This is a genomic window from Polyangium fumosum (genome assembly GCF_005144585.1).
In the GTDB taxonomy this organism is placed as follows: domain Bacteria; phylum Myxococcota_A; class Polyangia; order Polyangiales; family Polyangiaceae; genus Polyangium; species Polyangium fumosum.
In genome coordinates, this window is the sequence record NZ_SSMQ01000007.1 from 57,556 (window position 1) to 70,710 (window position 13,155).

Here is a 13,155-nt window from a genome sequence, read left to right on the forward strand (position 1 = left end):
GACGGAGGGCCTTCCTGATGCGTATTTCGCAGATGCTGTTTGCCGCCGTGTCGATCGTCGTCTCGGCTTCGCTCTTCACGACCGCATGCGACGCACCCGGGGGCGCGGGGGACACGAAGGGCCCCTCCCGCGGCGCCGCGGAGGCGACGTTCGTCTTCGCCGGCAAGCGTGGTTCGACGGGCCAAGCGTCGCGTTCGGTCGGACCGGACGGCACCGAGAAGCTGCACGGCGAGACGCGCCTCATGCTGGCGAGCGGGGCCGAACGGCAGGTGATCGAGGACGTGACGCTCGATGCGCGGGGTCGCATCGTGGCCGCGGAGATCACGACGACGAGCAGCACGCCGAACGAGCCGCCGGTGCGGCTGCGGCTCGCGCCTTCGGAGGGGCTCGTGCGGATCGTGTCGGGCTCTACCGAGACGAGCTTCCGCGTGCCGGCCGACGCGCCGTGGGTCTACACGGCCCTGCCGGCGGCTCTCCCCGCGACGCCAATCGCGGCGTGGATCGCGAAGCGCGGGGCTGACACGGCGCCGTGGCTGCGCGTGGTCTCGGCGAGCGAAGCGCGGAGCTTCCTCGCGCCGCTCGATCAAGTCGTCGTGCGAACGGAGACGGGCACGACGGTGGTGCTCGGGCAAGACGCGGCGGACACGGACGCGGTGTTCGTGCGGGACCTGCGCCTCTCCAGCGGCGAGTCGATCACGCGGACGAACGGGCCTGCGCTCGTGTTGTGAAGCGCTTCCACGAGCGCTCGCTCCGGCGAGCGGCCGCATGCGGAAGAGGTCGTCGCGCCCGCCGACGCGGACCCCTTGGTCCTCCAAGCAACGCATCGACACGCGCTCGGGTTCGTGGGGCCGGCGGTTCCAACAGGACAACCTCGACCCCACGACGAGGCCTCGATGGGCTCGTCCGTACGGTGCCGCAGCGCGTCTCGCCCCTTCTCGTCTGCTCGTGGGTGCGCGGAAGCCATGCGGCCCTCCGCTGACCTCGCTTCCCCGCGACAGGCGTAATCCAAACCACGTCAACGACGTCAAAAAACTTCGATCATGCCCCCGTGGAGGCAGGCTCGTCACGGGGTTCCAGGGGCTCGGGGGCCCTTTCGCGCGCGCTCGACACGTTCGGGCAAATTTTTGGCGGAAAGGTCGCCGGTCTGCATGTAGACTCCGTCCCCTCAACATGCCGACCGCTCGTCGTCGCCTCGAAAGCAAAGACATTCCGCAAGCAGACAGCCTCGAAAACGTCCGCCGCATCATCGATGCGGTCGCCGATGGCTCGAAAACGAAGGCTGACGTCTCCGACCGCACCGGGATCAACCCCCGCCACGTGCTCTACGGACTCCACACCGCTCGGGTGCTCGGGTTCCTCGCGGAGGAAGAGGGCGGCGGGTTCGGGACCACCGAGCTCGGCAAGGCGCTCGGCAATGCCGCGGCCGGGAGCGCCGAGGAGCGCGAGGCGTTCCGCAAGTCGATCCAGGACAGCGATATCATCGGCGCGATCGCCCCCGGGATCCTCTCCGACAAGCCGCCCGCGCAGGACGCGATCACGAAGCAGATCGTGAAGCTCAGCGGGCTCTCGGATTCGACCGCGGGCCGCCGCGCGCAGACGTTGATCTCGTGGCGCACGCAGATCCTGTCGCAGCTCGGGACGGGCGTCGTGCCGAGCGCGGATGACGCCGCCGACGAGAGCGAAGACGACGAGACGGTGGCCCAGGCCTGATCGGACCCCTCACGCGCGCGCCCACCTCCGGTCACGGGGTGGGCGCGTTTGCCATCCATGGTCCGACGACACGCGCCCCCAGGTCGTCCTCCCCTCGACGCAATTTGTGCGCTCCTCATTGACGAGAAACGTCAATGGTGTGACGTGCCATTGCGTTCGTTATCGTTTCGCCCGGCGCGTACGCCCGTGCTACCCTAGCTTTCACTGGACTCCGGTGCTTTCCGCAATGCCGGACGCGGAGGGTCCCTTGGTGGAAACGAGCGCATGATCGCCGTGGAACGGGCGAATCGAGAGCGCGCCGAGGCCCGCATCGGCACGCTTCTGAAGGGCAAGTGGCGGCTCGATATGCTGCTCGGCGTGGGCGGCATGGCAGCCGTCTACGCGGCCACGCACCGCAACAAGAACCGCGCGGCCGTCAAAGTCCTCCACCCGGACCTCGCCGCCGAGCCCGCGATCCGCGCCCGTTTCCACCACGAGGGGTATGCCGCGAACGCCGTCGGCCACCCCTGCGTCGTCCGGATCCTCGACGACGACGAGACCGACGATGGCCTCGCCTTCCTCGTGATGGAGCTGCTCGAAGGCGAGACCTACGACCGCATCGCCCAGCGCTGCGGCGGCAGGCTCCCCACGCCCGAGGTGCTCACGCTCGCGCTCGCCGTGCTCGACGTGCTCGTCGCCGCCCACGAAAAGCGCATCCTGCACCGCGATCTCAAGCCCGAGAACATCTTCCTCACGCAGACCGGCGCCATCAAGGTCCTCGATTTTGGCCTCGCACGCGCGCTCGAGGCCGCTGTCGAGCAAGGCCGCATCATGACGAGCTTCGGCACGACCATGGGCACGCCGGGCTTCATGCCGCCCGAGCAGGCGCGCGGCGACTGGAACGAGGTCGACGCCACGAGCGACCTGTGGGCCGTCGGCGCGACCCTGTACACGCTCCTCTCCGGCTGCCTCGTGCACGAGGCCGGCAACCTCACCGGCAGCCTGATCATGGCCGCCACGAAGCCCGTCGGCTCGCTCGCGCTCGTCGCACCCACCCTCCCCCGCGCCGTGATCGAGCTCGTCGATCGGTCCCTCCAGTTCGACAAGGCGAACCGCTTCCAGGACGCCGCCTCGATGCGCGCCGCCGTCACCGACGCGATGCAGCCCACGACACGTGTCTCGCCCGGGATCACGCCCGAAGCCCATCGCCTGCACAGCAAAGCGCTGATGGAGCCGAGGGTCGGGACGAACTCCGAGCCGGTCACCGTCGCCATCGCCGACGCGAAGCGCCCGCTGCCGCCCACGTTGCCCACGCCGCCGGACTCGGCGACGGCCCTCGCGCCTCGCGCCCCGCTGGCGCCTGAGGCCTCCCTCGGCCAGCTCACGCCCTCGCGTGGCACGAGCGGCCCCCTCTCGCCCGCCGTGCGCCCCCCGGCCGCGCAGCGCCCCACGCCGCCCCAGCAGACCGATCGGCCCGAGGTGGTCTCGCCCATCGAGATCGCGAAGGACACGTTCTGGGTCGGCAAACGCGACCCGAAGAGCATCTTCCACGCGAACCCCTACCTGCGCATCTTCCGCCCGAAGCCCGGCTTCGAACAGGCAGGCCCGTTCCACCTGCTCGTCGACCCCGGATCGAGCTCCGACTTCGCCGTCGTCTCGGCCAAGATCGGCACGCTCATCGGCGGGATGAACAAGCTCTCCGCGTTGTTCATCAACCACCAGGATCCGGACGTCGGATCGAGCGCCGCGGTGATCTCGGCCCGTTACGCGCCCGGCGCCTCGATCGTCTGCTCCGAGGCGACGTGGCGCCTCATCGTGCACTTCAACCTGCCGCCCGAGCGTTACGTCGACACGGCCCGTTTTCCCCGCGGCTTCGACGTGCCCACGGGCCACATGATGCTCCCCGTCCCGAGCCCGTTCTGCCACTTCCGCGGCGCCGTGATGCTCTACGATCCGGAGACGCGCGTGCTCTTCACGGGAGATCTCTTCGGCGGGCTCACGCCGATCGAGGCGCGCGGGCTCTGGGCCGACGAGAGCGATTGGGCCGGCATCCGCGCCTTCCACCAGACGTACATGCCGACGAACCGCGTCCTCACCCGCGCGATGGACACCATCCGCGCCCTCGATCCGCCCGTCGAGATCATCGCCCCGCAGCACGGCCGCCTGCTGCGCGGTCCGCTGCTCCACCGCTACATCGAGCGCCTCGCGCGCCTGCCCGTCGGCCTCGACATCCTCGACGACGTCGCCGACGAGGAGACGATCACGGCCTGGAACAGCGTGCTCCGCCGCGTCGTCCGCACGGCCCGCATGGTGCTCGGACCCGAGGCCGACGAGCTGCTCCAGCAGCACGAGGACCTGCGCGACGCGCTGCAAGTCAGCGGCGACCAGGTGCGCCTCTCGTCGCTCGGACGCTGGACCCTCAGCGCCGTCGTCGAGGCCCTCACGGTCGGACAAACCCCCACGATCGCGAACCCGATCAAGCTCGAAGCGGTCCTCGCCTGTGAAGAGCTCGAGCTGCCCTCGCCCGACATCCGCATCGAGGACGCCGAGTCGTCGGAGCACGTCGGCGCCTGAGGTTCAGCCCTCGCTCGGCGGGCTCGCGGGGATCGAGGGCCTCGCGCTCGGTCGCGGCGCCAAGAGCTCGCTCGCTTCCGGGTGAAAACACGCCACGCGGTGGTGGCTGCCGGGCACGATCTCCGTGAGGTCCGGCGCTTCGACGTCGCAACGCCCCTTCTCGGCTTTCTGGCAACGCGACTGGAACACGCACCCGCGCGGCGGTTCGAGCGGGCCGGGCGGTTCGCCCCAGAGCACGCGCCGCGGCCGCGGATCGCCGTCCTCGCGCGGCAGCGCTCCGAAGAGCGCCCGCGTGTACGGATGCAGCCGCCGCTCGGCGACCTCGCGCGCCGGCCCCATCTCCACGATGCGGCCGAGGTACATCACCGCGATGCGATGGCTCATGTAGCCGACCACGCGCAGGTCGTGCGAGATGAACAGGTAGCTCACGGACAGCTCGTCCTGCAGCCGCTCGAGCAGGTTCAGGATCTGCGCCTGCACCGACACGTCGAGCGCGCTCGTAGGCTCGTCGCAGACCACGAAGTCGGGCCGCACCGCGAGAGCCCGCGCGATCGCGATGCGCTGCCGCTGCCCGCCCGAGAACTCGTTCGGGTACCGATCGAGCGCCTCGGGGCCGAGCCCGACCTTCGCGACCATCTCCTCCACGGTCTCGCTCGCCTCGCGTGAGGTCTTCGCGAGCCGAAGCGCCGCGATCCCTTCGCCGACGATCTCGCGCACCGTCATGCGCGGGTTCAGCGACGAGTACGGGTCTTGAAAGACGATCTGCATGCGCCGGCGCAGCGGCCGGATCGCTCGCTCGGAGAGGCGCGTGATGTCTTGCCCGTCGAACACGATGCGCCCGAGCGTGGGCTCGACGAGGCGCAGCACCGTGCGCCCGAGCGTGCTCTTGCCGCAGCCCGACTCGCCGACGAGCCCCAGCGTCTCGCCCGGCCGGATGTAGAAGCTCACGCCGTCGACCGCGTGCAAGAACTTCGGCGCGCGAAAGAACCCCTGCCGCACGGGGTAGAGCACCGAGAGCTTCTCGACCTGGAGCAGCGGTTTGCCCGAGCGAGGTTTGTCCGGTCCGCCGCTCATGCCGCGCCTCCTTGCAGGAAACACCGGACCACGTCGCGCCCGCCCTCGGCCTCGAAGAGCGGCGGCGCCTCCTCGCGGCACCGATCCATCACCTCGGGGCAACGCGGCGCGAACGCGCATCCGCCCGGCGAACGCCGCGGATCCGGCAGCGAGCCTTCGAGCGTCGGCAGCGCCTTCCGTTTCTCCCCGCGCGTCCGGAACGAGCCCGCGGGCGGCACGCTGCGCACGAGCGCCTGCGTGTACGGGTGCCGCGGCGACGCGAGCACCCGCGAAGGCGGCCCCGTCTCCACCACCTTCCCCGCGTAGAGCACCACGAGTTCGTGCGCGATCTCCGCGACGAACGGCAGATCGTGGGTGATCACGAGCAAGCTCATCCCGAGCTCGCGCGCTTGATCGGCGAGCAGCGCCATGATCTGCGCTCGCAAGGCCATGTCGAGCGCGCTCGTGGGTTCGTCCGCGACGAGCAGGCGCGGCGGCGCGGCGAGCGCCATCGCGAGCAGCACGCGCTGCCGCATGCCTCCGCTGAGCTCGTGCGGGTAGCTGTCGAAGCGCTCGTCGGGCCGGGGAAACCCCACGCGGTGGAGCAGCGCGAGCGCGCGTGCCCGCGCCTCCTTGCGGGACATGCGCTCGTGCAGGCGGATCGCCTCCATGATCTGCGCGCCCACCGAGTAGACCGGCGTGAGCGCCGTCAGCGGCTCCTGGAACACCATCCCGATCTTGCCGCCGCGCACCTGCCGCATCGCGCGCTCCGGCAGCGTGAGCAGGTCCTCGCCCTGAAACACGATCGCGCCGCGATCGATACGCGCGCTCGGCGTCGGCAAGAGCCGCAGGATCGACAGCGCCGTCACGGTCTTCCCGCAGCCCGACTCGCCCACGAGCCCCACGGTCTTGCCTTGCGGCACGTCGAACGAGACGCCGTCGAGCGCCTTCACGCTTGTCCCCTCGGCGGTCGCGAACGAGACAGCGAGATCGCGGACCGAGAGCAGCGGCGGGCTCGTCACCGGACGTAGACCTCGAGGCGCGGCCCCCGCTTCTCCACCACGCCGAGGGAAAACGTGACCCCGCGCGGATCGTTCGGATCGGCCATCACCGCGAGCCCGTGCTCCTCGCCGGTCCGCTTCGCCCATCGCTGCACCACGTGCGTCACGTCGAAGCGCACCGGGCTCGGCGACGTCACGCCCACGGAGCCCGCCGTCTCGGCCAGGTCGAGGCGCGGGCTCCGCCCCCAGGAGACGAAATCGGCGCGCCAGGGATCGAGGATCCGCGCGATCGAGAGCGACACCGGCTGGGTCGGCGGCTCGGACGCGGTCGCCGTCTCCAGCACGAGGAACGCCGACGACACCTCACCGACCTCGGCGACGGGCACCTCGAAGTGGAGCAGGAGCGACGTATCCCCCGCCGCGCTTCGCCCGAGCGCGACGGCCTCCGGAAGCGCGCCTCCGCCGCCGCTCGGCCCCTTCGACGAGACGACCGCGACGGCGTCCGGGAAGAGCACGAGGCGCCGCGCGTCCAGCGCGGCCACGACCAAGTCTTTTTTGGGCCGACAGCGACCGACGACGCAGGCGTCTCCCTCGACCGCGCAGGGCACGTCCGCGGCGCAGAGCGGCGGGCCGGGAGGGCGCTGCACGCAGCCGAGCAACGAAACGGCGAGGAGCACGGCGAAAGGCGGGCGAGCGATCCACACGGCGGCCCCGGGACCCTAGCAAAAGTGCCCGCCCGCTCCCACCACGGAAGGAAAAAGACGTCAGCCCTCGGGCGAAGGCGGCAGGGCGGGCCGCGGGGACCAGCGGGTAATCCGGTAAATCTTGTCCTTGTCGCGAGGGCAATCGCCGCGGCCGTCGCAATTGCTCGTCGTCACGTAGAGCGCTCCGTCGGGCCCCGTCACCACGTCGCGGAGCCGCCCGAGCCCCGTCGGCCCCTCGCCCTGAAAATACACTTCGTGGTGCTCGACGCGTTTCGGGTCTTCCCTGTCGAACGTCACGCGGTGCAGGTGCTGCGAGCCGAGCGTCGCCACGAGCAGGCTCCCTCTCCATTCGCGAATCGCGTCCCCCTGATAAAGCACGGCCCCGCCCGGCGGCGTCGCTTGCTCGAACACCAAGGACGGCGCCGTCACGCCGAGCGCCACTTCGCATCCGTAATATGTGGGCCACCCGAGATCGTCGCCGGCCCGGGCCCGCGTGATCTCGTCGTGCCCCTCCCGGCCCATCTCCCCGCTCGGCCCGTGATCCGCCACGATCACCTCGCCGCCCGGCGCAAACGCAAAGGCCTGCACGTTGCGCACGCCGCTCAGGTACACGAGGCTCTTGCGGAATGGATTGTCCCCGGGCACCTCCCCGTCGCGCGTCATTCGCAAGAGCTTCCCGGCGAGGCTCCTCGGGTCCCGCGCGAGATCCGGGTGCTGCGCGTCGCCCGTCCCTGCATACAGCATCCCGTCGGGCCCGAAACGCAGCCGCCCGCCATTGTGGAAACGCCCCGCGGGGATCCCCGCGACGAGCACCTTGTCGCGCGTCGCGCTCGCGCCGTCGTCGGCGAGCCGATATCGCTCGATTTGATTCTCGGGCCCGTCCGGCCCGCGCACCGTCACGTAGATGTAAAAATACCGATTTTGCGCGAATTTCGGATCAACGGCGACGCCGAGGAGCCCGCCTTCCCCTTCCTGCACCACGGGCAGCACGAGGAGGGGCGGCGTGAGCCCGCCTTGATGCACGAGCCGGACGCGGCCGGGCCGCTCGGTCACGAGCATGTCGTCGTTCGGCAGGAAGGCGATTCCCCAGGGCACTTCGAGCCCGTCCGCTACAGTCTCCGCTTTCAGGGCGGCGCCGCCGGCGGGCCCCGAGTTCCCTCCGGGGACGAGCGTGCATCGCGTGTCGACGCGCGGCGCGCCGTTCGTCGAGCATCCGAGCCCGAACGCGCCGAGGACCATCCCGAGCGCCACCCCGGCGAGACCGTACCAGCTTCTGAGGAGGGGTCCTTGCGGGCAGGCGCGCGCCATGAGGGCAACGCTTGCAAGCGGGAGGCCTGCGACGAGCGTTCCGCGAAGGATCAGGGCGACGGGGTCGGGGGACGCCCGTTCCCTGTGGGAAGAAGAATCGGAAGCCACCGACCGAGCGTCAAGCCCACCATCGCGTCGTGTGGCATGGGCTCACGCGGCTGCACGTGCTCGAGCTCCCGCAGAAACCCGGACGCGGCGGGGTTCTCGGCCACGCCTTTCGTGAAGAGCGCGCGAAAATCGCCGAATGGACGTTTCGCCCACGAGAGCGTCTGCCACGAGACGATCACGTGCATGTCGGATCGGCCGCTCGCCAGCACCTTGGCCATATCGGGCAGCATGCACGTGTCGATCGACAGCGCCGCGTGCACCTTCGTTTTCCCCCGGATCGCGGTCGCGATGCCGCCGCGCACGTTGCACCCGCCGCCCGAGTGCGCGGCGACGAGGATGCGGCTCGAATCGATGCTCGCCGTGCCGCCCAGCGCTTTCCCGGTCTCGTCGACGAACCGATCGAGATCAAAGGCGGGCCAGCTCGTCACGGCGTTCGTCACGGCCGAGGGCACGATCGAGCTCGGCGCGGCCACGATCACCGGCGGGATCTTCCCAGCCTCGACGAGCCCGGCCACGATGCGCCGCACGTCGCCCTCGTTTCCGCCGCCCATCCACCGATACTTGATGCGCTCGGTGTTCAGGCCGTGGATGAAGACCAGGAGCGGACGCTTGGCGTTCGCGTCCGCGAGGGCCGTTGAATGCACGAACGCCCGCCCGAGCCAGGCTCGCTCCGGGTGCCCGACGTCCTTGCCGTCCCACGCGTAATCAATCGTCTTGCCGTCGAGCGGCGGCGAAGGCGGCGGCTTCTTGCCCTTGGCCCCTGCGGGGGACGCGGCGAAGAGCAGGACGAACGTGAGCACGATCGTCGTGATCGAGGGCAGGGCGCGGCGCTTCATGGGCGAACCCATGATAGCGTAGACGGGCGGGAAATCGCGGAAAAATCAGGCCGGCGACCCGGCGCATACGCTCAGAAGAGCTCGTGGTCCCCGTCGTCGTCGCCCCGCCCCTGCGGGCCGCCTTTGCCAGGCAGACTCTGCAAGTAATTTGTCAGGTAGTCCCGCCGGAACGGCAGGAAGGCGGTGGCCAAGGCCGGCGAGACGGCCCACGCGCACTGGCAGGTAGCTGGCTCTGCGGTGCATGCCGTATTGCAGGTGACCCCGATGGCCGTCGGCACGAGGACCGAATCGGAGACCTGCGTGAACGCGAGGGGCCGCACGCCCGGCGCGACCTCGGGCCCCGGCGCCACGTCGGGCCACACGATGCCGCCGCCGAGCTGCTCTGCGTTGGCCACGCCGCCGAAGATCGGCGCTGTCGACGTGGCGAGCTCGTGGCACCCTCCGCAGGCCTGGGATTGGGCTCGACGCACGATCTCGGTGGGCGTGAGCGAGCTCCCGATCGCGGTGAGCTTGGCCTGGATCTTCGCGGCGAAGGCCCCGGAGGCATTGAACACGAAGTTGTAGTTCGTGTCGTTGGCCACCGGCGGGCCGCCCGGCAGGAGCGACGGTTGCGACGTGCTCTGCCCGCTGTTGAACTCCTTCCCCAATCGATTCATGTTGAAGAGGTTCGGATCTTCCAGCGCGAGGGCGGGCACCTGGCTGATGAAACTCTTGGCGTTGTTGGGGTTTCGGAACGAGATCGCCCGCGGGCTCGTATTGCTATCGTTGAACAGGCTCGAGTCGGGGTTCACCTGGGTCGGGACCATCCGGACCTCGGGCTTGCAATTCTGCTTTTTCGAGTTGCCATTGCAGGAACGACGGAGGTGGTACTCGCGGAGCTGCCAGGCCTGCCCGAGCCCGCCGGCGGCGGCGTCGTTCAAGAACTGGTTGCTACGAATCTGGCCGCTGAGCGCCTCGTCGGTGTAGGGATCCACCTCGCCCGTGAAATGCTCCCACCGCAAGGCCGCCGGGAGGCCCGAGGCGCCTTTGAAGAAGAAGCGCTCGAGCTCCTCGGCCCGCTGCGCGGGATTGTGCATGTTCGTGAGCCCGGCCCAGAACTCGGCCACCTTCGAGCACCCCTTGAGGCCGGACGCAGGCTTCGGGTTCGGCAGAATCGCCTCGAAAATGAGGAGGTTGCGGTTCAGGAGGATCTGGTTGCCGGCGGTCGCCAGGGGAGACTGCTGCACCCCCTTGGCGAAGATGATGCGGTACTGGCCGCAGTTTTGCCCATTGGCCGGGGCCAGATCGAATCGGTTGGCGATGGCGATCGGCGTGTAGGGATCGCAGCCCGGGCCGTCGCAGAACGGGTGGTGCTTCGACAGATCCGCCAGCGCGCCCTCCTGCCGTGGACACTCGATCGGGAAGCCGTTCAGCACCGGCCTGCCATTGGCGTCTTTCTCGTCGTCGCAGTGTTGCCCGTCGGAGATGAAGCCCCCGGCCTTCGTGTTGTTCGTGTCGAAGAGGCGCTGGTAGAGCTTGATGGCGTCGAGGCCCCCCGGGTTCGACCCGCTGGTGGACGCAATCTGGCCGAGCACTCGTTCCAGCGAGAAGAGAAATTTTCCCTTCGAATCTTTGGCTTCGAGTGTCGGCAGATCCGTGATCATCAACGAGCGGTCGATGTTGATCAACGGCGACTGCCCAGCCGGCTTCCCTCCGATCGCCTCCGCGTTCTCTTGTACGGACTCCTCTGAAGGCCCGCAGGCGCCTACGCCGAGCAGCAAGAGGATCGAGAGATGCGCGGGGATCGCACGGTGAAATGATCGTAAGCGGTCCGTCGGAGCACCGATGGCCCTCATGTAGCCCCTCCCTGAATCGCGAGGCGTGAAGCACCCGCGAGCCAAGCAATCGCCGGAGCTTTCGCCCCGGCGACACGCCAGGGCCACGCACGCGGCTTATCAGGAGGATAGCGGGGAGAACTCGCGCGACCACTAAAAAGTGAGACACATCACAGTATAGTGCGCCCGGAGCTACTCCGTCGCGTCCCGGCTGATGGCAATGGTGATGGTGTCAGACGCGCCGCGCCCAGGGCATCGGAGGGTGACGGCGTGGGCGATCCGGCTGCGCTTTCGTGACGAAGAGGGCACGCGGCGTGGGCCTCGCGCAAGCCGTGCATGCACGAAAACGCGGGAAAGTCAGGCGAGGCGCTCGGTGGTGGCGGGCTCGGGAGCCGACTCGGGCTCGGCGTCGAGGCCGGCGCTCGGGTTCATCAGGCAATACACGACCCCGCCCACGGTGTAGATCAGGGCGATGCCGAACAGGTACTCAGGCAGGATCCGCAGCGGGCCGCACAGATACGCCCCGACGACGTTGCACACCGTGAAGGCTTTGAGGACCTTGTTCTTGCCGAGCTTCAGCTTCGGCAGGCGGACCGTGCTGACCATGAGGCCCGCGGCGACCACCAGCACGGCGGGGCTCGCGATGAGCGAACGCTCGGGCAAACCGTACTTGTCCCAGGTGAGGTACGCCGAGGCGATGGTTGCGCCCATCAACGTGCCCGGCAGGCCGTAGAAGATGCCCTCGCCGCCCGTCGTCACGTTGAAGCGCGCGAGGCGCACGGCGAGCGCGAGCGCGTAGAGGCCCGACGTCGCGAGGAGCGCGTGTTTCCCCCAGCCGAGCGTCGGCCCGAGCGGCAGCAGCCGGTAGTACACGAGCGCCGCCGGGGCGATGCCAAAGACCACGAAGTCGGCGAAGCTGTCGAACTCGACGCCGAACTTGCTCGTGGCGTTGAGCAGGCGCGCGGCGCTGCCGTCGAGTTTGTCGAGCAGGACGCCCCAGAGGATCATCCACGCCGCGAGGCGGAAATCGCCCTCGGCGCTCATCACGACGGAGCCGAGGCCGAGGAGAAGCGAAAGCCCGGTGAACCCATTGGGTACGAAGTAACGAAGCGGCGGCACGGCGCGGGATGGTACATCCGTCCGGGACGCCGCGTCAAAACCCATTGCGCGATCCCATCACGAAGGCACGGTGCGCAAATTGCTTCGCAGCCGCCCCTTCATGGAAACCACGTCGGCGCTGCGGACTGGGCGCCGATCAGGGAGCCGAGGCCGAGGGCGAGCGCTGCGAGGGAAAAGATACCCCAGCCGCGCGGGGTCTCTCCGCGGTGGAGCGCGGCGGCCACGGAAGCGAGGTCTCCTTCACGGACCGTGAAGAAGGGCGCCTTGCCGCGCACGAGCCGAGCGCCGCAGGCGCGGACGCGGTACGGGCCCCCGCCGGGCTCATCACGCCGGACCTCGCCGATGGCCACGACGCGATGCCCCACGCGGACCACAGCATAAGCATAAGGGATCGCGGCCACGTCGGCCGGCGTATCCGCGCCGTCCGAGCGCTCGGCATGGAACACGTCGCCGGCCGCGTCCTGGAGGACGAGGGGATAGTCGACCCATGCGTCGTCCGCGGCGTAGACCGGCCCACGGTCACGGGGGACCGGGCGACCTCCCACGACCAGGGCGTCGATCGCCACGAACCGATGGGGCAGCGCCTCGGCCACGCGGACCTCACGCAAACGCGCGACGCGCTCGGAGAGGTGCCGGCCGAACGTACCGCTCAGGAGGGAAATGGGGAACATGTACCCCCCGAGGAAGAGGCCTCCGAAGGCCGTCGGGTACCACGCCAAACCCCCAGGGACGGAGAGGACCCACTGCGTGCAAACGTAAATGACGCCGATCCCCGGCGCGACGAGGGCCGCCATGATGACGGGGATCAGGACGACGCTGACCGCGAGGTGGAACATCCTCTCGACGACCGAAACCGACGCCTCGACGGCGCGCGCCAGCAACTCTTCGAGTTTTTTCACGCGGGGAGAAACGAGCCCGCGGGTGCGAGATTCCCGCGCCTCCGTCGATT

The 13,155-nt window shown here is 69.4% G+C and carries 11 protein-coding genes; 3 read left to right on the plus strand and 8 right to left on the minus strand.

Features of this window, described 5'->3' with window-relative positions:
* Nucleotides 1-17 precede the first annotated feature (17 nt).
* The 3 genes from E8A74_RS08905 (at nucleotide 18) to E8A74_RS08915 (ending at nucleotide 4,263) form a co-directional block, all read left to right on the plus strand.
* Nucleotides 18-728: a hypothetical protein gene (locus E8A74_RS08905; RefSeq protein WP_136928524.1), complete on the plus strand. Its 711-nt coding sequence runs from the start codon at nucleotides 18-20 to the stop codon at nucleotides 726-728.
* A gap of 442 nt (nucleotides 729-1,170) precedes the next feature.
* Nucleotides 1,171-1,710, plus strand: a complete 540-nt coding sequence (locus E8A74_RS08910) for a hypothetical protein (protein WP_136928525.1) — start codon at nucleotides 1,171-1,173, stop codon at nucleotides 1,708-1,710.
* Nucleotides 1,711-1,974: 264 nt separating this feature from the next.
* A complete protein-coding gene (locus E8A74_RS08915) occupies nucleotides 1,975-4,263 on the plus strand; it encodes an oxygen-binding di-iron domain-containing protein (protein WP_136928526.1) in 2,289 nt (762 codons plus the stop codon).
* Between the two features lie 3 nt (nucleotides 4,264-4,266).
* Here the strand turns inward: E8A74_RS08915 and E8A74_RS08920 are convergent, their stop codons facing one another.
* The 8 genes from E8A74_RS08920 to E8A74_RS08955 form a co-directional block, all read right to left on the minus strand.
* Nucleotides 4,267-5,337 (minus strand): ABC transporter ATP-binding protein, encoded by a 1,071-nt coding sequence (locus E8A74_RS08920; RefSeq protein ID WP_136928527.1) that lies wholly within the window; start codon nucleotides 5,335-5,337, stop codon nucleotides 4,267-4,269.
* A complete protein-coding gene (locus E8A74_RS08925) occupies nucleotides 5,334-6,338 on the minus strand; it encodes an ABC transporter ATP-binding protein (protein ID WP_232379451.1) in 1,005 nt (334 codons plus the stop codon). Before E8A74_RS08925 ends, E8A74_RS08920 begins: the two co-directional genes overlap by 4 nt.
* Nucleotides 6,335-7,021 (minus strand): DNRLRE domain-containing protein, encoded by a 687-nt coding sequence (locus E8A74_RS54665; RefSeq protein ID WP_136928529.1) that lies wholly within the window; start codon nucleotides 7,019-7,021, stop codon nucleotides 6,335-6,337. The genes E8A74_RS08925 and E8A74_RS54665 overlap by 4 nt, the downstream gene beginning before the upstream one ends.
* Before the next feature lie 60 nt (nucleotides 7,022-7,081).
* Entirely contained in the window at nucleotides 7,082-8,272 is a 1,191-nt protein-coding gene (locus tag E8A74_RS08935) for a PQQ-dependent sugar dehydrogenase (protein WP_211365316.1), read from the minus strand.
* A 107-nt stretch (nucleotides 8,273-8,379) separates the two neighbouring features.
* On the minus strand, nucleotides 8,380-9,273 hold the full coding sequence (locus E8A74_RS08940) for an alpha/beta hydrolase (protein WP_136928531.1): 894 nt from the start codon (nucleotides 9,271-9,273) through the stop codon (nucleotides 8,380-8,382).
* Nucleotides 9,274-9,344: 71 nt separating this feature from the next.
* Nucleotides 9,345-10,940: a hypothetical protein gene (locus E8A74_RS08945; RefSeq protein ID WP_136928532.1), complete on the minus strand. Its 1,596-nt coding sequence runs from the start codon at nucleotides 10,938-10,940 to the stop codon at nucleotides 9,345-9,347.
* A gap of 504 nt (nucleotides 10,941-11,444) precedes the next feature.
* A complete protein-coding gene (locus E8A74_RS08950; RefSeq protein WP_170228977.1) occupies nucleotides 11,445-12,206 on the minus strand; it encodes a CDP-alcohol phosphatidyltransferase family protein in 762 nt (253 codons plus the stop codon).
* 98 nt (nucleotides 12,207-12,304) lie between these two features.
* Complete coding sequence (locus E8A74_RS08955; RefSeq protein ID WP_136928534.1) at nucleotides 12,305-13,105, minus strand: hypothetical protein; 801 nt, start codon at nucleotides 13,103-13,105, stop codon at nucleotides 12,305-12,307.
* Nucleotides 13,106-13,155: the final 50 nt, after the last annotated feature.